We start from the raw sequence: 20,857 nt of genomic DNA on the forward strand, positions 1-20,857 counted from the left end.
ATGGAACATCGGACATCGTCGCCGGAACCGGGCCAGACACCGCCGCCGCAGGACGTCGGCCGGGCCGCGGCGTCGATCACCGCCGCCGAGCTGTTTCGCGCTTTTGCGTTGATGGGGCTGTACGGCTTCGGGGGCGTGATGCCGTGGGCTCACCGCATGCTTGTCGAGCGCAAGCGCTGGCTCGATGACCGCGAGTTTGCCGAACTGCTGAGCCTGGGGCAGATCCTGCCGGGGCCGAACATCACCAATCTGGCCGTCATGTTTGGCTATCGCAGCGGCGGCGTGCGCGGCGCGGCCGCCGCGGTCGGCGGGTTGCTCGGTCTGCCGTTTGTCATCGTGCTGCTGCTCGGCGGCCTGTATCACATCTATGGCGACGTACGCGCCGTGCAGGGCGCTTTGCACGGCATGACCGCGGTAGCTGCCGGACTGATCTTCGTTACCGGCCTGAAGCTCGCTCGCAAACAGCCTCGCACCCGCCGCGGACTGATATTCGGGGCACTGGCGCTGATATGCGTCGGCGGCCTGCAATGGTCGCTGCCGCTGGTGATGGCGGTATTGATCCCGGTGGCGATCGCCGTCGAGTGGAGGGCGCGCGCATGAATGTTCTGCTGACCCTGGCCGGGCACTTCTTTCTCATCTCGCTGATTTCGTTTGGCGGTGCCAGCGCGGTCCTGCCGGAGATGCACCGCTTCCTGGTCGAATCGATGCATTGGCTGACCGACAGTCAGTTCGTCGCCCTGTATGCGATTTCGCAGGCCTCGCCCGGACCGAACGTGTTGTTCGTTGCGTTGTTCGGCTGGCAGGTGGCAGGCGTCATCGGTGCGCTGGTGTCGATGCTGGCGATGTGCGGGCCCACCTCGTTGCTGGCGCTGGCCGTCGAGCGTTACGGTCGCCGCCATCAGGACTCGCGTTGGCACATCACGGTGCGCCGGGCGCTGGCGCCGCCGACGATCGGCTTGCTGCTGGCGACCGCCTATGTGCTGGCACGCTCGGCCGATGTCAACTGGCGGCTCGTGCTGTTGACCCTGCTGACGGTCGCGGTCGGGGCGCGCACCCGCGTCAACCTGTTGTGGATGATCGGCGCGGGGGCGCTGCTCGGCGCGCTCGGCTGGTTGTGAGCGGCCGGCGCATCGGATGCGGCGCGCCGCCGGTTGTCGATAAAAAAATGCTGCGGCCCCGGCGGGCATCGCAGCATTTTTTTGCCAGTACCGCAGGTGATTTATTCGACCTCGGCGATCAATTCGATTTCGACGCAGGCGCCGAGCGGAATCTGTGCAACACCGAATGCGGAGCGAGCATGCTTGCCGCGCTCGCCGAATACCTGGGCCAGCAATTCAGAGGCGCCGTTGGTCACCAGATGTTGCTCGGTGTATTCGAGCGTCGAATTGACCAGGCTCATGACCTTGACGATGCGCTTGACCTTGTTCAGGTCGCCGGTGTGGGCGTGCAGCGTGGCCAGCAGGTCGATCGCCACCGCGCGCGCGGCGGCAACGCCTTGCTCGGTGGTGATGTCCTGCCCCAGCTTGCCCGCCCAGACCTTGCCGTCCTTCTTGGCGATATGGCCGGACAGAAATACGGTATTGCCGGTTTGCGCGCTCATCACGTAGGCGGCTGCGGGCGCGCCGGCGCTGGGCAGGTCGATGCCGAGTTGCTTCAGGGTTTCATAGACGGACATGCGAATTTCCTTATCAGGTAAAAGGTGTATGGGAGCCGGGCTAGCGCGCCGGCCCGGCTTCAGGCGGCTTGCCTGTCGAGCGCCGCGGTGATCAGGCCGGCCAGCGTGGCGACGCCCTGTTCGATCTTTGCCGGCGGCACGGTCACGAACGACAGCCGCAGCGTGTTGGTCGGTGCGCCGTTGGCGAAAAACGGTGCGCCAGGCACGAACGCGACATTGTGCGCGACCGCCTGCTCGAGCAGTTGCATGGTGTCGATGTTGCCGGGCAGCGTGACCCAGATGAACATGCCGCCGGCGGGCTGGTTCCAGTGCGCGCCCGCCGGCATGTGGCGCGCCAGCGCGTCGAGCATGGCCCGGCACTGGGCCGAGTACAGTTGCCGGATGGTGGGGATGTGGGCGTCGAGAAAGCCGTCCTTGACGACTTCATAGACGATGCGCTGCAGCAGGCTGGGCGAGTGCAGATCGGCCGCTTGCTTGGCCTGTACCAGCTTGTGGTGAACCGGCTGCGGCGCGATCACGTAGCCCAGGCGCAGGCCGGGCGCCAGCACCTTGGAAAACGAGCCCAGGTGTATGACGTTGTCCGGCGCCAGCGACAGCAGGGTCGGCAGACTCTTGCCCTCGTAGTCGAGCGCGCCGTAGGGGTCGTCTTCGACGATCGGCAGGCCGCGCTCGCGGGCGATTGCCGCCAGGGCTTGGCGCCGTGCCAGCGACAGGCGGCGCCCGGTCGGATTCTGGAAGTTCGGCATCGCGTACAGAAAGCGCGCGCCGTCGGTGAGGGCCGGGCTCAGCGCCTCGGGGTCCAGCCCGTCATCGTCGGTCGGCACGGAAACGTACTGCGGCGAGAACAGCGAGAAGGACTGCAGTGCGCCCAGATAACTGGGGGCTTCGACCAGCACGCGGCTGCCTTCGTCGATCAGGATCTTGCCGAGCAGGTCGAGCGCCTGTTGCGAGCCGGTCGTGATCAGCACCTCGTCGGGTTTGACGGTGTGCTGCGGCGTCGAATAGCGGGCCGCGACCCACTCGCGCAGCGGCAGGTAGCCCTCGGTGGCGCTGTATTGCAAGGCGGCATGGGGTGCTTCGCTGAGCACGCGGTTGGTGGCGACGCGGATTTGTTCGGCGGGGAAGGTGGCCGGGGAGGGCAGCCCGCCGGCGAATGAGATCACCTCCGGACGTTCGGTCACTTTGAGGATCTCTCGGATCGCCGAGCTGGTGAGATTGCGGGCGCGCTGGGAAAAGGGCCAATCGTTCATGCTTGTCTCGCTTGATATCGTTGCTATTGAGTTGGGGGTGATTCCCCGCCGAGGCGGCTCAAGAGGCCTTGTGAGCCAATTGAGCGGAACCGATCTTCATATTCCGCCCGATCGCGATGGTGGCAACCACGCCGGCGGCGAACAGCCAGGTCGTGAGGTCGACCTTTTCGCCGAACAACAGGGCAGACAACGCAATGGTAAAGAATATTTGCAGCAATTGTACTTGGCCCACGCGGGCGATTCCGCCTATCGCCAGGCCGGCATACCAGGCAAAGAAGCCCAGAAACTGCGAAAACATCGCGACATAGCCGAACGCGAGCCATACCCTCAGGCTGAGCGGCGCGCTCTGGTGCCAGGCCAGCCAGCCCACCGGCAGCGCCAGCACCGGCGCGGCGACCACCAGCGCCCAGCATATCACTTGCCAGCCGCCCATCTGCTTGGCGAGCTTGCCGCCCTCGGCGTAGCCGAGCGCGCCGATGCCAACCGCCAGCAGCATCAGGCCGTCGGCCGGTTGCGGCATGCCGCCGCCTTCGCGCAGCGCGAACATCATCACCAGGGCGCTGCCCAGTCCGGCGCAAGCCCAGAAGCCCCTGGACGGGCGCTCGCCGCCGAGCAAATAGGCGTAGATCGCTACGAAAAACGGCTGCAGGCCGTTGAGCACCGCGCCGTGCGAGGCCGGAATGGAGCGCATGGCCCAGGCCGAGAGCACCGGGAACGCCAGGATCACGCCGCACGCGACGATTGCCAGACTTTTCAGCTGGGCAAAGGTCGGCCGTTTTTCACCTCGCCACCAGAGCAGCGCTGCGGCCGGCACCGCCGCCGCCAGTGCGCGGCCCAGGCCGACCAGGATTGGATTCATTTCGGTCACGACGATGCGCGTCATCGGCAGCGTCAGGCTGAAAATAAGCACGCCGAGCAAACCGAGCAACATGCCTTTGGATTCGTGTGAATTCATGAGTCCTTTCCTGGAGGGGGATGACATTACTTCAGTGTTCGCACGCCGGCAGGCGTTTCGATTTCGGCAACCAGCGTTGGCTCGACCAGCGTGGCATCGAGCTGCAGCAGCCCGTCCGCGCCCAGCCAGCGCAGCGGTTCGCGCAGCAGCTCGGCTTGCGGGTGGAAGGCGCGCAGACACTTCAGCGCGCAGCCGCTGGCCGGCAAGCGAGTCGACGGATGGGCCGGGGTATCCCACTGGATCAGCGTCGGCAGCACGCCGTGCGCGTCGAGCATCGGCTGGCTCGGTTGACCGGGCCAGCCGGGCAGGGCGCCATCGTCCGGCACGCTGATGTGCCAGTGCAGATCGCCGCGCGCCATCGGCATGACCGGCGCGATGCGCTGCGGGTATTGCTGTTGCCAGCGCGCCAATTGACGCGGTCGGGGCAGCCTGACGACCCAGTGGGCCAGGAATGGCCCGTCTTGCAGGCGTTCGGCGGTGGCCGGGTCATCGAGCCCGAACCAGCGCGGCCGGGTCGGCGCAGGCGCCTGCGGGTCGATGGCGATGATTTCCAGATAGCTGCCGCCCCACAGGTTGAGCAGGCTGTTGTGCGTGCCCATGCCGGCATGTTTGCCGCCGCGCACCGGCCGGTGCTGCTCGTCGAGGGCAAGCTGCTCGATGACATGCTGCTCGCCGGCCTCGAGGGTGGCGGCAGCGATGACGAGATGATCGAGTTGGGTCGCGTTCATGCACAAACCTGGGACAAAAATTCAAAGGGGCCTATGTTACCCGTCGCCGCGAGCCATCGCAGCGTAGCCGCGTGCTCAGCGGGCCAGGCGCCTGCGCAACGGCAGCCGAACCCACTGGGACGCCCAACGGAGTCGGCCGCTTGGCGCGCCAACCTGCCGGTTGTCCAGGGGCTGGCTCAGGCGGAACCGCACGGCCCCTTGCCAATTGCTCAGCCACAGCAGTTCGCCCGGGTGCACCTCGATGCAGTCTCCGGCATGCAGCCAGTGATCGGTAGGGTGTCCCTCGACCGTGAGCCACAACTCGCCCCGCAAAACCTGCAAGGTCTGGTGGTCGGTCGAAAGCCAGCGAACGGCTTGGCGGTCATCTAACTCGAAGGTACGGATTTCTCTCATGGTTTTCTCCGATTGAGAAAACACTTTACCGATGAAACCCTGTACAGTAACGGTACAGTTTGGCAATTAGTGCTCAGTACAGTCGGGGTAAACCATGGATCGACCGCCCGCCGCTTCATTCGGCACGTTTTCCGGCGCCGGCGCCGCCCAAGGGGGCATGACGCTGGTGGACCAACTGGTGAATTGGGCCTGCCTGCGCATCGACGAGCGGGTATTCCGCCCCGGCGTGCGCATGCCGTCGATTCGCGCGCTGGCGCAGGAGCGGGGCATTTCGCGCTTTACCGTGGTCGAGGCTTACGACCGGCTGGTGGCGCAGGGGTATCTCGAGTCGCGCCGCGGCTCGGGTTTTTACGTGCGGGCGCGCCCCGCGCTGCCGGTTCAGGCGCAATCGGTGCTGCCGGACAACCGCAATATCGACGTGGTCTGGCTGCTGCGCAGCATGCACCATACGGTGTCGCCCGAGCGCGGGCCGGGGCTGGGATACTTGCCGCCGAGCTGGCTCGACGGCGATCTGCTGTCCGGCGCGTTGCGCTCGCTGGGCCGACAGAACGGGGCGCAGCTGCTGGGCAACGGCACGCCTCAGGGCTTTTTGCCGCTGCGCCAGCAACTGCAGCTGCATTTGGCGGAGCTGGAAATCGGCGCCCAGCCCGAGCAGATCGTCATGACGTCGGGGGTTACCCAGGCGCTCGATTTCATCCTGCGCTTGCACGTGCAGCCCGGCGATACCGTACTGGTCGGCGATCCGTCCTGGTTTGTCATGTTCGGGCGTATCGTTGCCCAGGGCGCGCGCGCGATCGGGGTGCCCTATACGCTCGAGGGGCCGGACATGACGGCGCTCGAGGCGCTGGTGCAGGCACATCGGCCCAAGCTGCTGATTCTCAATTCGATTCTGCATAACCCGACCGGCACGTCGCTGTCGGCCGCTCGCGCCTTCCAGATACTGAGGCTGGCCGAGCAGTATGACTTCCTGGTAGTGGAGGACGACATCTATTGCGATCTGTGCCCGCCGGGACTGGCGGTGACCCGCCTGGCCAGCCTCGATCAGCTCAAGCGGGTGTTTTACCTGGGCAGCTATTCGAAGTCGCTGGCCTCGAACCTGCGCACCGGGTTCATCGCCTGCGCGCCGGAGCAGGCCAAGACGATTGCCGACCATAAAATGCTGATCGGCTCGCCTACCCCGGAAATCAACGAACGGCTGCTGTACCGGGTGCTCACCGAGGGGCATTACCGCAAGCACACCGAACGCCTGCGCACCCGGCTCGACACGGTGCGCGACAAGGCGCATCGCGCGCTCGAGCGGATCGGCATTCGCGCGCTGGTGGCGCCGCCGGCCGGCATGTTTCTGTGGGTCGACACGGGTGTCGATACCAATGTGCTGGCCGCGGCAGGCCACGAGGATGGGTTTTTGCTGGCGCCCGGCAGCCTGTTTTCGCCGACCCAGGCCCCCAGCACGTGGATGCGCTTCAACGTGGCCTGCAGCGGAGAAAACCCGGCCGTGCTGGATTTCCTGGCCCGGCAAATCGAACGTGCCGCGTAGGCCCGGCCAGGCCCGCTGCGGGTCTTGAAAGCGGCGCTGGCATCCCCATTTGGGCTGACAGGTTTTGCTCGCGCGCAGCCCGCGCGCGGTTCCCGGTTTTTAGCAACGACGATTGAGGACTGAATCCATGGCGCAACAAACCATGAGCTTCCAGGCGGAAGTCAAACAGCTTTTGCAGTTGATGATTCATTCGCTGTACAGCAACAAGGAGATTTTCCTGCGCGAGTTGATTTCCAATGCTTCGGATGCCGCCGACAAGCTGCGTTTCGAGGCGATCAACAACGATGCGCTTTATGAAAACGACCCGCAGTTGCGTATCCGCGTCGGCTACGACAAGGCGGCCCGCACCGTATTCATCGAGGACAACGGCATCGGCATGAGCCGCGACGACGCGGTCACGCACCTGGGCACGATCGCCAAATCGGGCACGCGCGAATTCTTCCAGCGTCTGACCGGCGACCAGCAAAAGGATGCGGCGCTGATCGGCCAGTTCGGCGTCGGGTTCTACTCCGGCTTTATCGTGGCCGACAAGATCACCGTCGAGTCGCGCCGCGCCGGGCTGCCGGGCAACGAGGGCGTGCGCTGGGAGTCGGGCGGCGAGGGCGATTTCACGGTCGAGACGATCGAGCGCGCGGCGCGCGGCACGACCATCACGCTGCATTTGCGCGAGGGCGAAGACGAACTGCTGTCGAGCTGGCGCCTCAAGTCGATCATTCAGAAATACTCGGATCACATCTCCCTGCCGATCGTCATGCGCAAGGAAAGCTGGGACGCCGAGAAGAGCGAGATGGTACTGCAGGACGAAGACGAGACGGTCAATCAGGCCAGCGCCCTGTGGACCCGAAGCAAGAGCGAGATCACCGACGAGCAATATCAAGCGTTCTACGAACATATTGCGCACGATTCCGAAGCGCCGCTGGCGTGGGCGCACAACCGCGTCGAAGGGCGCAGCGAATACACGCAGCTGCTGTATGTGCCGTCGCACGCGCCCTATGACCTGTGGGATCGCTCGCAGCGCGCGGGCATCAAGCTGTACGTCAGGCGCGTGTTCATCATGGACGACGCCGAGCAGCTGATGCCGTCCTACCTGCGCTTCGTGCGCGGGGTGGTCGATTCGAGCGATCTGCCCCTCAATGTGTCGCGCGAAATTCTGCAGGAAAGCCGCGACGTCAAGGCGATTCGCGAGGGCGGCACCAAGCGCGTGCTGGGCCTGCTCGAAGATCTGGCGGAAAACCAGAAGGAAAAATACACGACGTTCTGGCGCACCTTCGGTCAAGTGCTCAAGGAAGGGCTTGGCGAAGACAACGCCAACCGGGAGCGTCTGGCCAAGCTGTTGCGCTTTGCCAGCACGCGGCAGGACAGCGACGAGCAGAGCGTGTCGCTGGCCGATTACGTGGCGCGCATGAAGGAAGGGCAAGACAAGATCTACTACGTGACGGCCGAGAGTTGGCAGGCCGCGAGCCATAGCCCGCATCTGGAGGTGTTCCGCAAGAAGGACGTCGAAGTGCTGTTGCTGACCGATCGCGTCGACGAGTGGATGCTGTCGTTCCTGCAGGAGTTCGACGGCAAGCCGCTGGTGAGCGTCGCGCGTGGCGATCTCGACCTCGGCCAGCTGGAAGACACGCAGGTCAAGGAAGAGCGCGAGAAGATCGGCGAGACGTTCAAGCCGTTGATCGAGAAAATGCAGGAAGCGCTCAAGGACAAGGCCAAGGAGGTTCGAGTCACGTTCCGCCTGACCGATTCGCCATCCTGCCTGGTGGCCGACGAACACGACATGAGCGGCACCTTGCAGCGCCTGCTCAAGGCAGCCGGCCAGAAAGCGCCGAATTTCAAGCCGATCCTGGAGATCAATCCCGAGCATGCACTGGTGCGCCGGCTGTCGGCCGACGACAGCCAACTGGCCGATTGGTCGCATCTGTTGTTCGACCAGGCGCTGCTTGCCGAGGGCGGCAGCCTCGAGGATCCGGCGGCGTTCGTCAAGCGCACCAACACGCTGCTGTTGGGGCACCTGCAGTAAGGCAGCATATGGGTCGGCGCCATGGTGCTCCGACCCGTATCGTGCGACGGCCGGCGAGGCCGTATAATCGCGCCTCATGTCTCGACGTTTCCATGTGGCCGGCAATCGCTGGCTCGATCATCCTCCCCCTGTTCTCTCGCCGGCGCAGAAAGACTGGCTCACGCGCGGCGGCTCGCTGACCCGGCACCTGCAGGCCTTTGGGCGGGTCAAGGTCGTCGTGCTGAATGAATCGGTGGTCGGCGCCGATGGCGACGAACACGGTTGCCTGGCCGTCGCGCCGCGCCATCCGCTGTGGTCGCGCGATGTGATGCTGACCGTCGATGGCTCACCGATGGTGGTCGCGCACAGCGTGACGCGCCTGGCGCACAGCCGCTCGGTCTGGCAGGCGATGCGCCGTCTGCGCACCCGGCCGCTGGCCGATCTGCTCTATCACGACACCACGGTGACGCGCTCGATTCTGGTTTGCCGCGCGCTGGGCCGGCGGCACATGCTGCATCGCCTGGCCTGGCAAAGCGGTGCGCAGGCGCCGCTGCCGCCGCGCCTGTGGGCACGCCGTTCGGTGTTCCAGCGGCACGGCGCTGCGTTGCTGGTGAGCGAGGCGTTTTTGCCGCGCTTCTGGGACATGCTGAACTCACAATCGCTGGCGGCGCGATGAAGCTGCAGGGCTTGCCGCCGGTATGGCGCGCGGACACCGAAGTGGTCGTGCTGGGCAGTTTTCCCGGCGCGGCGTCACTGGCCGCAGCACAGTACTACGCGCATCCGCGCAACCAATTCTGGCGCCTGCTGGAGCAAGTGCTTGGCGAGCCGTTGGCGGCGCTGCCTTATGAAGCGAGGCTCGAGCGTGTGCTCGGCCACCACGTGGGCATCTGGGACGTGCTGGCGGCGTGCCGCCGCGAAGGCAGCCTGGACGCCGCAATCCGCGAGGCCACGCCGAACGATTTCGAGTGGCTCCGTGCGCACGCGCCGCGCCTGCGAAAATTGTGCTTCAACGGCAAGACCGCCGGGCGCTTCGCGCCAAAGCTGGCGGCCGCCGGCTATGCGACGCTGGTGATGCCTTCCTCGAGTCCGGCACATGCCGCGCTCACTTTCGAGCAAAAGCTGTGCGACTGGCAGCATTTGCTGGCCTGAGTTCTTATCGACACGACAATGACCCCCCTCATCAAGAAGAAATCCATCGAAGCCCAAGCTTTTGCCGGTGACGCCCGTCCGCGCTACAGTCCGCGCTTTGCGCCGGTCACGTTTTCGGAGCAGGGCGGCGTGCGCTATCTGCACTTCGGTACCGAATGGGTGCAAGGTGCGATGCGTTTATCGAAACCCGATCGTATCGAGCTGGAGTACGCGCAGCAGATGATGGCCTGGCTGCTGTTTTTGCAGTCGCCCCGCCATGTCGTGCAGCTCGGCTTGGGCGCCGCGGCGCTGACCAAGTTCTGTCACCGCTATTTGCCGGGCACCCGGGTGAGCGCGGTCGAATTGAATCCTGCCGTGGTGGTGGCCGCTCGCAGCATGTTCGGCTTACCCGACGATGACCGCCGTTTGCAGGTCCTCGAGATGGACGCCTGGGACTACGTGACCGATCCGGCGCGACACGCGAGTGCCGACGTCCTGCAGATCGATCTATATGACGCCACGGCGCGCGGCCCGGTGCTCGACACGCCGGCGTTCTACAAGGCGTGCCGGTCGGTGTTGCGCTCGCCGGGCGTGCTGAGCGTGAATCTGTTCGGCGATCACGATAGCTTCCCGAAGAACATTCGGCGCCTGCGCGCTGCCTTCGATGGCCGTGTCCTGGTATTTCCGGAGGTGCACGAAGGCAACGTGGTCGCGCTGGCGTTCAACGGTCCGCCGCTGCAGGTTGGCTGGGACCAGCTCGAACTGCGCGCCCGCGGGTTGACGCAGAGCACCGGTTTGCCTGCGCTGCGCTGGGTCAAGGGACTCAAGGCAGCTAATGCATTCGCCTCGGATCTCTGCGAGGTGTGACGCGACGCTGCCGTATTCAGGCAGCGCGTACGACCCGCACGGTATAGGGCGGCGCGCCGTCGCGCAAAGCCAGCAGCCGGTCGACGTTCGGGTGTTTGCCGGGGTGGGCGAGGGCGTCGGCGGTATGTTCGCCGAACACTGCCAGGCCATGCGCCGCCGCGCGTGCATCGAGGGTGCCGAATTGTTGCTGCAGGTAGTGATAGACCGCCAGCGAGCCCTGCTTGCCGGGTTGATTCTCGATCACGCTGTCGAGTCGCTCATCGGCGCCGCGCAACTCGATGCGCACGATGCCGTCGATCGATGGCAGGCGTGCCAGGTTTTCCTTGAAATTGGCGCTCGGTTCAATCACTGAAAGACTCCACAAAGCCGGGTTTATTTGGAAAAGGTCGCGGGACTGGCCGCCACCACGGTGTCGGCCATCGCGATTGTCTCATGCGTGCCGACTTCCCGAAGGCCCGCCACCGCGCCGATCTTGTCGGCGTCCGAGCGGTTCTGGCTGGCCTTCCATTTGCCGCTTAGGCGGGTGATTTCCAGCTCGAGCCCGACGATCTTGGTCAGCATGTCGGCGATGAATTCGGGCGGTGCGTCACCCATGCGCCATGGTTTGGGCTGGTCGGCCTCCATTTTGCGGGTCAGGCGCGCAAGCAGCGAGCGCAATGGTTTTTCGTCATCCATCACGCGCAGCCGCCCGTGCGCGTGCACGACCGCATAGTTGTAAGTCGGCACTGCCTGATGGTGTTCCCCCTTGGACGGATACCAGTTCGGCGAGATGTAGGCTTGCGGCCCCTGGAATACTGCCATCGGCGCGATCGGTTCGTCGCATTGGGTCCAAACCGGGTTGCCGCGCGCGACATGGAACAGCAGCGTGCCGAATCGGCCGCGCGTGGGATCTAGCAGGAACGGCAGGTGGTTGACCTCCAACTGGCCGCCGGCGGCGCTGACCAGCATGCCGAGGGGGTGTTCCTCGATCAGGCGGTGCATCACTTCGACCCGGGTTTCCTCGAAATGCGGGGGCATATACATGGTTGGCTCCAGAATTCTGACGTTGGCTGCCCTGGCGCCACGCCCCGCGCCGTTGTTGGATTCAGTTGATCAGGCGTGTTTGCCGTAAGCGTAAGATAATGCGGCACAGGCGCACCGGTGCGCAATAGCGAAGCCCCCACTTTGGCCAGAAGGACCTCAACGATGGAAAAACCCGAGTATCGCGATGTCGAAGCCGCCGCCGCCCGCCTGGCGGGCGTCGCGCACCGCACCCCCGTACTGACCTCGAGCGAGGCCAACCGGCGCACTGGCGCGCAGCTGTTTTTCAAGTGCGAGAATTTTCAGCGCATGGGCGCCTTCAAGTTCCGGGGCGCTTACAACTCGATCGCGCAGTTCACGCCGGCGCAGCGCGAGGCCGGCGTAGTGACGTTTTCCTCCGGCAATCATGCGCAGGCGATCGCACTGGCGGCGCAATTGAGCGGCATCAAGGCGACCATCCTGATGCCCGAGGACGCACCCAAAGCGAAGGTTGCCGCCACGCGCGGCTATGGCGGCGAAATCGTGACCTACAACCGTTATACCGAGGATCGTGACGCGATCGGCCGAGCGCTGGCCAGGGAACGGGGCATGACGCTGATTCCGCCCTACGATCACCCGCACGTGATCGCCGGGCAGGGCACCGCCGCCAAGGAACTGATTGAAGCGTGCGGCGAGCTGGACGTGCTGGTGGTGTGCCTGGGCGGCGGCGGCCTGCTCTCCGGCAGCGCATTGGCGGCCGCGGCGCTCGCGCCTCGGTGCCGCGTGATCGGCGTCGAGCCGGAGGCCGGCAACGACGGCCAGCAATCGCTGCGCAAGGGCGAGATCGTACATATCGCAGCCCCGAAGACACTGGCCGACGGCGCCGCCACCACGCATCTGGGTGAGTGGACCTTTCCGATCATCCAGCGGCATGTCGCGGATATTGTGACGGTGTCGGACGAGCAGCTGCGGCAAGCGATGCGCTTCTTCGCCGAACGGATGAAGATGGTGGTCGAGCCGACCGGTTGCCTGGCCGCCGCGGCCGTGCTGTCGGGCGTGATACCGACGGCCGGGCAAAAGGTCGGCATGCTGATCAGCGGCGGTAACGTCGATCTGCCGGTGCTGGCCGCAATCCTGAACGCCGAAGGCGCTTAAAAGCCCGAAACCCGATGCGCGTGCGGTCGGCGGTGTCCGTCTAGGATGCCGGCGGTTTGCGCCAGTTCAGCACGAACAGCGTCAGCGCGCCGGCAATCAAGCCCCAGAAGGCCGAGCCGATCGACAGCAAGGTCAGGCCCGAGGCCGTCACCATAAAAGTCACGAGGGCGGCTTCGCGCTGCCGGGCGTCGCTCATGGCATTGGTCAGTCCGTTCATGATCGAGCCGAACAGCGCGAGCGCCGCGATGGCCGCGACCAGCGCGGCCGGGAATGCCGCGAACAGCGCGGCGATGGTGGCGCCGAATATGCCGGCGATCAAATAAAAAAGTCCGCACCAGATGGCAGCCGTGTAGCGCTTGGCATGATTTTCGTGCGCCTCGTGACCGGTGCAGATGGCGGCGGTGATGGCCGCCATGTTCAGGCCGTGCGATCCAAACGGGGCGAGCACCAGCGACGCCAGGCCGGTGACCGAGATCAACGGCGAGGCCGCCACGTTGTAGTTGTCGGCGCGCAGCACCGCCATGCCCGGCACGTTCTGGGAGGCCATGGCGACCACGAACAGCGGAATGCCGATGCTGACGATCGATGCCAGCGAGAAGGTCGGCGTGGTCCAGACCGGCCTGGCCAGCGCGACGTGAAAGTGGCTGAAGTCAAGTTGTCCGAGTGCGCCTGCGACCAGAATGCCGGCCAGCAGCGACAGGAGAATCGCATAGCGCGGCACGAGCCGCTTGGTAACGAGATAGGCCGCGAACATGCTCAGCACCAGTTCCGTCTGGTGCTGCGCGGCGACGAAAATTTCCAGGCCGATTTCGAACAGAATGCCCGCGAGCAGCGCCGCGGCGAGCGAGCCCGGCACGTGACGCATCAGTTTCTCGAAACCGCCGGTCAGGCCGCACGCGGCCAGTAGCACCGCGCATACGACAAATGCGCCGATCGCGTCGCTGTACGGCACGCCCGGCAGGCTGGTGATCAATAGCGCGGCGCCCGGTGTCGACCAGGCGATCACAATCGGCATCCGGTAACGCAGCGACAGGCCGATGGTGCAGATGCCCATGCCGATCGACAGCGCCCAAATCCATGAAGAAATTTGTGCGGCCGACAAGTGCGCGGCCTGGCCGGCCTGGAACATCAGCACGAGCGAACTGGTGTAACCGGTCATCATCGCGACGAAGCCGGCGACCACAGCCGATGGCGAGGTGTCGGCCAATGGCCGCAGGAAGGAAGAGCCGGGTTGCGAAGAGGTCATGTTTTTCTGATTGTCGGAAGGCTTATTTGCTTAGCAGTCGCATGGCGCTCTCGAGTCCGGCGAGCGTGATCGGGAACATGCGGTTTCCCATCAACTGCCGGATGATCGCCACCGACTGGCGGTATTGCCACAGTCCCTCGGGCTCCGGATTGAGCCACGCATGGCGCGGGAAATGATCGGTGAAGCGACGCAGCCAAAGGGCGCCGGCTTCGGGGTTGTTGTATTCGACCGAGCCGCCGGGCTGCAGTATTTCGTAGGGACTCATGGTCGCATCGCCGACGAAAATGACTTTGTAGTCGGGTGGATACTTGCGGATGACGTCCCAGGTCGGAAAACGCTCGGCGTGCCGCCGCCGGTTTTCCTGCCACAGCCAGTCGTAGACGCAGTTGTGGAAATAATAGAACTCGAGATGCTTGAACTCGGACTTGGCCGCCGAGAAAAGCTCTTCGGTGCGCTTGATGTGATCGTCCATCGAGCCGCCGACGTCGAGCAGCATCAGCACTTTTACGTTGTTGTGCCGCTCCGGCACGAGTTTCAGGTCGAGCCAGCCCGCATTGGCCGCAGTGCTGCGGATAGTGTCGTCCAGGTCGAGTTCTTCGGCCGCGCCTTGCCGCGCGAATTTGCGCAGGCGCCGCAACGCGATCTTGATATTGCGCGTGCCGAGTTCGACTTCATCGTCGTAGTCGCGATAGGCGCGCGCGTCCCAGACCTTCACCGCGCTGCGATTGCCGCCATCGCCGCCGATGCGAATGCCCTCCGGGTTGTAGCCGCCGTTGCCGAACGGCGACGTGCCGCCCGTGCCGATCCATTTGTTGCCGCCCTGATGCCGCTCCTTCTGCTCGTCGAGCAACTGCTTGAGGCGCTCCATCAGTTTGTCGAGCCCGCCCATGGCTTCGACCTTGGCCTTTTCTTCGGGCGTGAGCTCGCGCCGCAGGCGCTGTTCGAGCCAGTCGCGCGGAATCTCGGGATGGTTCTCGAGCGCCTGGCTGATGCCGTTGAAGTAGGCGCCGAACGCCTGGTCGAACTTGTCGAAATGTTTTTCGTCCTTGACCAGCGTCATGCGAGCCAGGTAGTAGAACTCGTCGAGCGACGGACCGATGACCTGCTTTTGCAGTGCTTCGAGCAGCGCCAGGTATTCCTTGACCGAGACCGGCAGCCTGGCGTCGCGCAGCGTGAAAAAGAAATCGATGAGCATGGCCTGGGACCGTGTCAGCGATTGGCGCGGTTCATGAACACCAGGCGCTCGAACAGGTGCACGTCCTGCTCGTTTTTCAGCAGGGCGCCGTGCAGCGGCGGGATCGACAGTTTGTGGTCCTTGCTGCGCAGCGCTTGCGGGCCGATGTCCTCGGCCATCAGCAATTTGAGCCAGTCGAGCAACTCCGAGGTCGAAGGCTTTTTCTTCAGGCCGGGGATCTCGCGGATCTCGAAAAAGCTGGCCAGCGCCGCGCTGACCAATTCCTGCTTGATGCCGGGGTAGTGAACGTCGACGATCTGTTGCATGGTCGTCGCGTCCGGGAATTTGATGTAATGGAAAAAGCAGCGCCGCAGAAAGGCGTCCGGCAGTTCCTTTTCGTTATTCGACGTGATCACGACCAGCGGGCGATGACGGGCGCGCACCAGCTCGCGGGTCTCGTACACGTAGAACTCCATGCGGTCGAGCTCCCGCAGCAAATCGTTGGGGAACTCGATATCGGCCTTGTCGATTTCGTCGATCAGCAGCACGCTTTGCTGGTCGGACTCGAAGGCTTGCCACAGCACACCCTTGACGATGTAGTTGCGGATGTCCTTGACGCGCTCATCGCCCAGTTGCGAGTCGCGCAGCCGCGACACCGCATCGTACTCGTAGAGTCCTTGCTGCGCCTTGGTGGTCGACTTGACGTGCCACTGCAGGAGCGGCATGTTCAGCGCCGCGGCGACTTCCTCGGCCAGCATGGTTTTGCCGGTGCCGGGTTCGCCCTTGATCAGCAGCGGGCGTTGCAATGTCATTGCCGCGTTGACGGCAAGCTTGAGGTCGTCGGTGGCGACGTATTGGGAAGAGCCTTCGAAGCGCATGGCGGACCGGGGGGGAAATGGCAAAAAAGTCAGTATAAGTCAAAGCGCATATCCCCTCCCGGAATTCCGCGCAAGTCGTTATTGGCAAAGGCTTGCACCCCTATTGGTCAGAGCCGCGCCGCAGGCCCCCCACCCCAATGGACTGGCGTTAGGCGACTGGGGTACAATTGACCGATTTTTTCGGCTGGTCGTCCGATGGAGCACGGCGGCGGTCGGTGAATGGCGCGTCAAACTTCTCAACCCATCGTTCTCGAAAAAACCATGAAAAAGTTTCTCACGATGTTGACGCTGGCGGCCGGCATGACGACGCTGCATGCGGCTGATCTGAAAGGCAATGCCCTGGCGGCCAGGGACAAGGTCGCGATGTGCATCGGCTGCCATGGTATCCCCGGCTATCGCACGGCGTTTCCCGAGGTCTACCACGTCCCCAAGCTGGGCGGCCAGAACGCGCAGTACATCGAGAATGCGTTGAAGGAGTATGCGAAAGGCAACCGCAAGTTCCAGACGATGCATGGCATCGCGGCGTCGCTGAGCGATCAGGACATCGCCGATATCGCGGCCTACTATTCGCAGCAGACGGCGGCCACGCCACCCAATCCCGACAAATAACAAAGACGCGGCATAGGAGAACCCATGAAATCACTGTACGCAGTATTGACCGCGGTTGCCGTATCGACGCTTGCTTTGCCGGCCGCCCAGGCCGCCGATGTGGCGCTTGGCAAGGCACTGGTTGAAAAGGCCAATTGCGCGGCCTGTCATGGCGCGGGCTTGAACCATCCGATCAGCCCGGCCTATCCGAAACTCGCCGGGCAGTACGCCGACTATATCTACAACGCGTTGCGCGCCTATCAGAACGGCGACAGCCCGGTGTTCGGGCGTGATAACCCGATCATGAAGGCCCAGGTGCTGCAGAGCCCGGCGGTGACCGGCAAGGACGGCAAGCCGCGACCGTTCACGTCGGCCGAGTTACACGACATTGCTGCTTACGTCGCGTCGTTGCCCGGCGACCTGGTGACGAACAAATAAACCGGCATTGGTTTGCCGCCGTGAAAAAGCCTCGGTGTTGCGCCGAGGCTTTTTCGTATTTGCGGCGCTAGCGCGAGGCCAACTGCTCGATGCGCTCGAGGTAGGCCGCGGAGTCCGGCGGCGTGCCGGTGCGCTGCGCCTCCCAGAGCGTCTGTCCGAGGCATTCCATGATCTGGTGCTGCGCTTCATGAGGTGAGTCGAGCCGTTGGCTCAGGCGCTCGTAGGCGGCCCGGATCCCCGGCGGCTGGTCGATGGAGATCTGCTCGCTGATGGCAAGGTGCATCGACAGATGCAGGAAAGGGTTGGTTTTGCCTTGTTCCGGGGTGTAGTCGTGCCCGACGCTGTCGCCCGCATCGCTCAGGTCGTCGTGATATTCCGGGTGCTCGATGATCCACTCGGCCGCGATGCTCTCGAGCGGTGTGAGCACACCGCCTTCGCGCTGCTTGCGCCATGTCTGGCAAAAGAATTGCCGCACTTCGTCGCGGCTTGGATTGAACATGAAACCTCCGGCGCATGCACGCCCCATAAGTGTCTGCGGACGCTACAATGGCGCGGCGCGAGGCGTGACATCAACAGTAATAGCGATCGTTCGACATTATGACGCATGCATTGAGACTGCGCTGGCCGGCCGGCGCCTGGCAGGGCGTGGCGCTGATCGCCAGCTCGGCTGCCGCTTTTGGCGCGATGCCGATTTTCGCTCGCGCCGCCTATGCCGACGGAGCGGACGTGTTCGGCTTGCTGCTGACGCGTTTTGGCCTTGCTTTCGTATTGCTCGGGTGGTTCGCATGGTCCCGGCGTATCGCGCTGCCGCCCTGGCGGCGCGTCGCCGCGCTGGCCTTGATGGGCGGCATCGGGTATGTCGGGCAATCGATCTGCTATTTCGAGGCACTGCGATTCGCGCAGGCTGGCCTGGTGGCGTTGCTGCTTTATCTGTACCCGTTTTTCGTGACCGTGTTGGCGGCTATGTTCCTGCACGAGCGGCTCACGCGGGTTAAGATTGGCGCGCTGCTGCTGTGCTCGGCCGGTTGCGCGCTGACAGTGGGTGGCGGCGTCGGCCAACCGCTCGGCATCGGTTTGGCGATCGGGGCTGCGATGATCTACTCGATATACATCGTGGTCGGGGCACGCGTGAGCGCCGGCGTCGATCCGCGCGCGACGACGCTGGTCGTGTGTGGCGCCGCGTCGCTGGTCCTGAGTTGCGCCGCGCTGGTCCGCAGCCATGCGGGCGCCCCGCCGCATTGGCCGGCCCACGCCGGTGGATGGCTGGCGCTGGTCGCGATTGCCGTGTTCTCGACCGTGGTTGCGATCCTGACTTTCTTTGCCGGCATGCAGCGGTTGGGCGCGGCGCGCGCATCGATGCTGTCGACGCTCGAGCCGGGCGTGACCGTGGCATTGGCCGCCATCACCTTGGGCGAGAAACTCAAGCCCGGGCAGTTGGCCGGCGGCTTGCTGATTTTGGCCGGCGTGCTCTGGCTGTCGGTGCGCGATCGCCAGAGCCATGCGCCCGAGCCGCCGACGCCAGCCTGACGCGATTCGGCCGGCGCCGTTAAAATCAAGCCTGCACGAACTCTCACCATGGAACTGGCAATGAATCAAATCGACCCGTCCGCCATCGGGCAACTGTTCACGGATGCCCGCACGCACGCCGCATGGCAGGACAGGGCGGTGCCCGACAGTGTTCTCAAGGATTTGTACGACCTGATGAAATGGGGGCCGACCTCCGGCAACAGTACGCCGGCGCGCATGGTCTTCGTGCGCAGTCCGGCGCAAAAGGCCGTGCTGCTTGAATGCATGGCGCCCGGCAATGTCGAGAAGACCCGCACGGCGCCGGTCACGGCCATCGTGGCCTACGATTTGGCGTTTTTCGAACATTTGCCGCGCCTGTTTCCGCATGCCGACATGCGCACCGGATTTGCCGCGAACCCTGAACGAGCTGCGCGCGCCGCGCTGATGAACGGTTCGCTGCAAGGCGGTTATTTCATTCTCGCGGCCCGTGCGTTGGGCCTGGATTGCGGCCCGATGGGCGGGTTCGACGCCGAGAAGGTCAATGCCGCGTTCTTTGCCGACAGTACCTGGCGGGTGAATTTCATCTGCAATCTTGGGTATGGCGACGCGGCGCGACTGCACCCCCGTGGCCCGCGCCTGTCGTTCGACGAGGCTTGCCGGATCGTCTGAGCGATTTGTCTCGATGCGGCCGCTTGGCAGGGCGTCGAGAGACTGCCGTGTGTGCCTGCCTGACTCGGGGCTGGGCAGTGCCCGGAATTGTTACAGCCGACGTGTGCGCTCCGCTTCCCGCGCGTCGGCCTGACCTGATTCAAACCCGCTCGCTACGTTTTTCAACGCCGTGTCACGCGCCGTCGGGCGCCGGCGTTTTATCGCGATATTCGCACAGGGGTTCGATCACGCAGTGCCAGCACTCTGGCTTGCGGGCCTTGCAGACATAACGTCCGTGCAGAATCAGCCAATGATGCGCGTCGAGGAGGAATTCGTTGGGGGTGGTGCGCTCGAGCGCCAGCTCGACGGCCAGCGGGTCCTTGCCGGGGGCCAGTCCGGTGCGGTTGGCGACCCGGAAAATGTGCGTGTCCACAGCGATGGTCGGCTGACTGAATGCGGTGTTGAGCACGACGTTGGCGGTTTTGCGACCGACCCCGGGCAAGGCTTCGAGCGCCTCTCGCGAGGCTGGCACCTGGCCGCCATGCCGTTCGAGCAGCAGACGGCAGGTGGCAATGACGTTCTTGGCCTTGTTGCGGAACAGGCCGATGGTCTTGATGTATTCGGTGAGTCCCGGCTCGCCCAGCGCCAGCATCGTCTGCGGCGTATTGGCCACCAGAAACAGGCGGCGGGTGGCTTTGTTGACCGACACGTCGGTTGCCTGCGCCGAGAGCATCACGGCGATCAGCAGTTCGAACGGCGTGGTGTAGGCCAGCTCGGTGGTGGGGTGAGGGTTGAGTTCGCGCAACGTCTCGAAAATCGCGCGACGCTTGACGTCGTTCATGACGGCGTTCCTGTTGGGTTGTCGGGCTTGCCGGGTTCCGGCGGAGCATCGCTCAGGCCAAGACGGCGTCGCCGCGCCTCCGCCTGATCGATCTGGGCCTGGGTTTGTGCGCTCGGATTATCGACGTTTTTGGGCCCCAGCCCTTGTTGGCGCAGGGCCTCCTTCTTTTGCCGGGCGCGCTCCAGCGCCGCCTGGATGATCGCCTGCTTGCGTGCGGCGGCGGCGGCGGCGGCGGCGTCGACGGCGGCGGCCGGCGCGTTGCCGCCAGGCGGTTGCGCCTGGGCGGCAGCCAGGCGCGCCGCCTTGGCTGCCAGGCGGGCTTCCTGAGCCGCCTGCTCGCGCCTGCGGCGAGCCTGATGTTGCTCATAGCGCTCGCGCGCGGCGTCGGCCTGCGCCTGCGACCAGGCATCCCAGCCGGTCAGGTTGCCGGTGACGGGCACCATGGCGATGCAATCGACCGGACATGGCGGCACGCACAGGTCGCAGCCGGTGCAAAGGGCTTCGACGACGGTGTGCATTTGCTTGGCCGCGCCCACGATCGCATCGACCGGGCACGCCTGCATGCACAGGGTGCAACCGATGCATAACGATTCGTCGATGAGCGCGCGCGGCCGTGGACGTTCCACGCCATTGGCCGGATTGAGCGGCAGCGGCGGTTTGCCTAGCAAGTCGGCAAGTCGCGCCACGCCTTGCGCGCCGCCCGGCGGGCACTGGTTGTGTTGCGCCTGGCCGCGCGCCATCGCCTCGGCGTAGGGCCGGCAACCGTCGTAGCCGCATTTGGTGCATTGCGTCTGCGGCAAGGCGTCTTCGAGACGCTCGGCAAGGGAACGGGATTCGGTCACTTCAGCACATCGG

At 64.6% G+C, this 20,857-nt stretch carries 25 protein-coding genes; 12 read left to right on the forward strand and 13 right to left on the reverse strand.

The window, feature by feature from the left end:
- A complete protein-coding gene (locus tag PATSB16_RS04775) occupies positions 1-600 on the forward strand; it encodes a chromate transporter (protein WP_047212868.1) in 600 nt (199 codons plus the stop codon).
- Positions 597-1,118, forward strand: coding sequence for a chromate transporter (locus PATSB16_RS04780; protein ID WP_047216269.1), 522 nt, complete (start codon positions 597-599; stop codon positions 1,116-1,118). The genes PATSB16_RS04775 and PATSB16_RS04780 overlap by 4 nt, the downstream gene beginning before the upstream one ends.
- 101 nt (positions 1,119-1,219) lie before the next feature.
- On the opposite strand, the gene PATSB16_RS04785 is transcribed toward PATSB16_RS04780, so the two are convergent.
- From PATSB16_RS04785 to PATSB16_RS04805, 5 genes are all read right to left on the reverse strand, one after another.
- Positions 1,220-1,675, reverse strand: a complete 456-nt coding sequence (locus PATSB16_RS04785; protein ID WP_047212869.1) for a RidA family protein — start codon at positions 1,673-1,675, stop codon at positions 1,220-1,222.
- A 59-nt stretch (positions 1,676-1,734) separates the two neighbouring features.
- A complete protein-coding gene (locus tag PATSB16_RS04790; protein WP_047212870.1) occupies positions 1,735-2,925 on the reverse strand; it encodes an aminotransferase-like domain-containing protein in 1,191 nt (396 codons plus the stop codon).
- A 58-nt stretch (positions 2,926-2,983) separates the two neighbouring features.
- Positions 2,984-3,880 (reverse strand): DMT family transporter, encoded by an 897-nt coding sequence (locus PATSB16_RS04795; RefSeq protein ID WP_047212871.1) that lies wholly within the window; start codon positions 3,878-3,880, stop codon positions 2,984-2,986.
- 26 nt (positions 3,881-3,906) lie between these two features.
- A complete protein-coding gene (locus tag PATSB16_RS04800; RefSeq protein ID WP_047212872.1) occupies positions 3,907-4,608 on the reverse strand; it encodes a VOC family protein in 702 nt (233 codons plus the stop codon).
- 75 nt (positions 4,609-4,683) lie between these two features.
- A complete protein-coding gene (locus PATSB16_RS04805; RefSeq protein WP_047212873.1) occupies positions 4,684-5,001 on the reverse strand; it encodes a DUF2917 domain-containing protein in 318 nt (105 codons plus the stop codon).
- Between the two features lie 157 nt (positions 5,002-5,158).
- Between PATSB16_RS04805 and PATSB16_RS04810 the strand changes: the two genes are divergently transcribed.
- The 5 genes from PATSB16_RS04810 to PATSB16_RS04830 all read left to right on the forward strand — a co-directional run bounded on the left by PATSB16_RS04810 (position 5,159) and on the right by PATSB16_RS04830 (position 10,529).
- The gene (locus PATSB16_RS04810; RefSeq protein ID WP_047216270.1) at positions 5,159-6,538 is read left to right on the forward strand and encodes an aminotransferase-like domain-containing protein; all 1,380 of its coding nucleotides are present in this window, start codon (positions 5,159-5,161) and stop codon (positions 6,536-6,538) included.
- 127 nt (positions 6,539-6,665) lie between these two features.
- Positions 6,666-8,555 (forward strand): molecular chaperone HtpG, encoded by a 1,890-nt coding sequence (htpG, locus tag PATSB16_RS04815; RefSeq protein ID WP_047212874.1) that lies wholly within the window; start codon positions 6,666-6,668, stop codon positions 8,553-8,555.
- A 76-nt stretch (positions 8,556-8,631) separates the two neighbouring features.
- Entirely contained in the window at positions 8,632-9,210 is a 579-nt protein-coding gene (locus PATSB16_RS04820; RefSeq protein ID WP_047212875.1) for a chorismate--pyruvate lyase family protein, read from the forward strand.
- The gene (locus PATSB16_RS04825) at positions 9,207-9,683 is read left to right on the forward strand and encodes a DNA-deoxyinosine glycosylase (protein ID WP_047212876.1); all 477 of its coding nucleotides are present in this window, start codon (positions 9,207-9,209) and stop codon (positions 9,681-9,683) included. The genes PATSB16_RS04820 and PATSB16_RS04825 overlap by 4 nt, the downstream gene beginning before the upstream one ends.
- 18 nt (positions 9,684-9,701) lie before the next feature.
- Positions 9,702-10,529, forward strand: coding sequence for a class I SAM-dependent methyltransferase (locus PATSB16_RS04830; RefSeq protein ID WP_047212877.1), 828 nt, complete (start codon positions 9,702-9,704; stop codon positions 10,527-10,529).
- 16 nt (positions 10,530-10,545) lie between these two features.
- Here PATSB16_RS04830 and PATSB16_RS04835 read toward each other — a convergent pair whose 3' ends face one another.
- Both PATSB16_RS04835 and PATSB16_RS04840 read right to left on the reverse strand, forming a co-directional pair.
- Entirely contained in the window at positions 10,546-10,878 is a 333-nt protein-coding gene (locus PATSB16_RS04835) for a DUF2322 family protein (protein WP_047212878.1), read from the reverse strand.
- Between the two features lie 23 nt (positions 10,879-10,901).
- Entirely contained in the window at positions 10,902-11,552 is a 651-nt protein-coding gene (locus tag PATSB16_RS04840; protein WP_047212879.1) for an FMN-binding negative transcriptional regulator, read from the reverse strand.
- Between the two features lie 162 nt (positions 11,553-11,714).
- On the opposite strand from PATSB16_RS04840, the gene PATSB16_RS04845 reads away from it, so the two are divergent.
- On the forward strand, positions 11,715-12,683 hold the full coding sequence (locus tag PATSB16_RS04845; RefSeq protein ID WP_047212880.1) for a threo-3-hydroxy-L-aspartate ammonia-lyase: 969 nt from the start codon (positions 11,715-11,717) through the stop codon (positions 12,681-12,683).
- Positions 12,684-12,723: 40 nt separating this feature from the next.
- Here PATSB16_RS04845 and PATSB16_RS04850 read toward each other — a convergent pair whose 3' ends face one another.
- Genes PATSB16_RS04850 through PATSB16_RS04860 form a run of 3 tightly spaced genes read right to left on the reverse strand, consistent with a single transcriptional unit; the run spans position 12,724 to position 15,981 of the window.
- On the reverse strand, positions 12,724-13,929 hold the full coding sequence (locus PATSB16_RS04850; protein WP_047212881.1) for a benzoate/H(+) symporter BenE family transporter: 1,206 nt from the start codon (positions 13,927-13,929) through the stop codon (positions 12,724-12,726).
- Positions 13,930-13,951: 22 nt separating this feature from the next.
- Complete coding sequence (locus PATSB16_RS04855; protein ID WP_047212882.1) at positions 13,952-15,124, reverse strand: vWA domain-containing protein; 1,173 nt, start codon at positions 15,122-15,124, stop codon at positions 13,952-13,954.
- A 14-nt stretch (positions 15,125-15,138) separates the two neighbouring features.
- Positions 15,139-15,981 carry an AAA family ATPase gene (locus PATSB16_RS04860; RefSeq protein WP_047212883.1) on the reverse strand — a complete coding sequence of 281 codons (843 nt, stop codon included), beginning with the start codon at positions 15,979-15,981 and terminating at the stop codon, positions 15,139-15,141.
- A 261-nt stretch (positions 15,982-16,242) separates the two neighbouring features.
- On the opposite strand from PATSB16_RS04860, the gene PATSB16_RS04865 reads away from it, so the two are divergent.
- Positions 16,243-16,590, forward strand: coding sequence for a c-type cytochrome (locus tag PATSB16_RS04865; RefSeq protein ID WP_047212884.1), 348 nt, complete (start codon positions 16,243-16,245; stop codon positions 16,588-16,590).
- A 24-nt stretch (positions 16,591-16,614) separates the two neighbouring features.
- Entirely contained in the window at positions 16,615-17,007 is a 393-nt protein-coding gene (locus PATSB16_RS04870) for a c-type cytochrome (protein WP_047212885.1), read from the forward strand.
- 67 nt (positions 17,008-17,074) lie between these two features.
- On the opposite strand, the gene PATSB16_RS04875 is transcribed toward PATSB16_RS04870, so the two are convergent.
- Positions 17,075-17,506 carry a DUF1841 family protein gene (locus PATSB16_RS04875; RefSeq protein ID WP_047212886.1) on the reverse strand — a complete coding sequence of 144 codons (432 nt, stop codon included), beginning with the start codon at positions 17,504-17,506 and terminating at the stop codon, positions 17,075-17,077.
- Between the two features lie 98 nt (positions 17,507-17,604).
- On the opposite strand from PATSB16_RS04875, the gene PATSB16_RS04880 reads away from it, so the two are divergent.
- Entirely contained in the window at positions 17,605-18,534 is a 930-nt protein-coding gene (locus PATSB16_RS04880; RefSeq protein WP_047212887.1) for a DMT family transporter, read from the forward strand.
- A gap of 60 nt (positions 18,535-18,594) precedes the next feature.
- A complete protein-coding gene (locus PATSB16_RS04885; RefSeq protein ID WP_047212888.1) occupies positions 18,595-19,182 on the forward strand; it encodes a malonic semialdehyde reductase in 588 nt (195 codons plus the stop codon).
- Between the two features lie 172 nt (positions 19,183-19,354).
- Here the strand turns inward: PATSB16_RS04885 and nth are convergent, their stop codons facing one another.
- Both nth and rsxB read right to left on the reverse strand, forming a co-directional pair.
- Positions 19,355-20,002, reverse strand: a complete 648-nt coding sequence (nth, locus tag PATSB16_RS04890) for an endonuclease III (protein ID WP_047212889.1) — start codon at positions 20,000-20,002, stop codon at positions 19,355-19,357.
- Entirely contained in the window at positions 19,999-20,844 is an 846-nt protein-coding gene (rsxB, locus tag PATSB16_RS04895) for an electron transport complex subunit RsxB (RefSeq protein ID WP_047212890.1), read from the reverse strand. The genes nth and rsxB overlap by 4 nt, the downstream gene beginning before the upstream one ends.
- Positions 20,845-20,857: the final 13 nt, after the last annotated feature.

Origin of the sequence: Pandoraea thiooxydans (assembly GCF_001931675.1) — a bacterium.
Classification (GTDB): domain Bacteria; phylum Pseudomonadota; class Gammaproteobacteria; order Burkholderiales; family Burkholderiaceae; genus Pandoraea; species Pandoraea thiooxydans.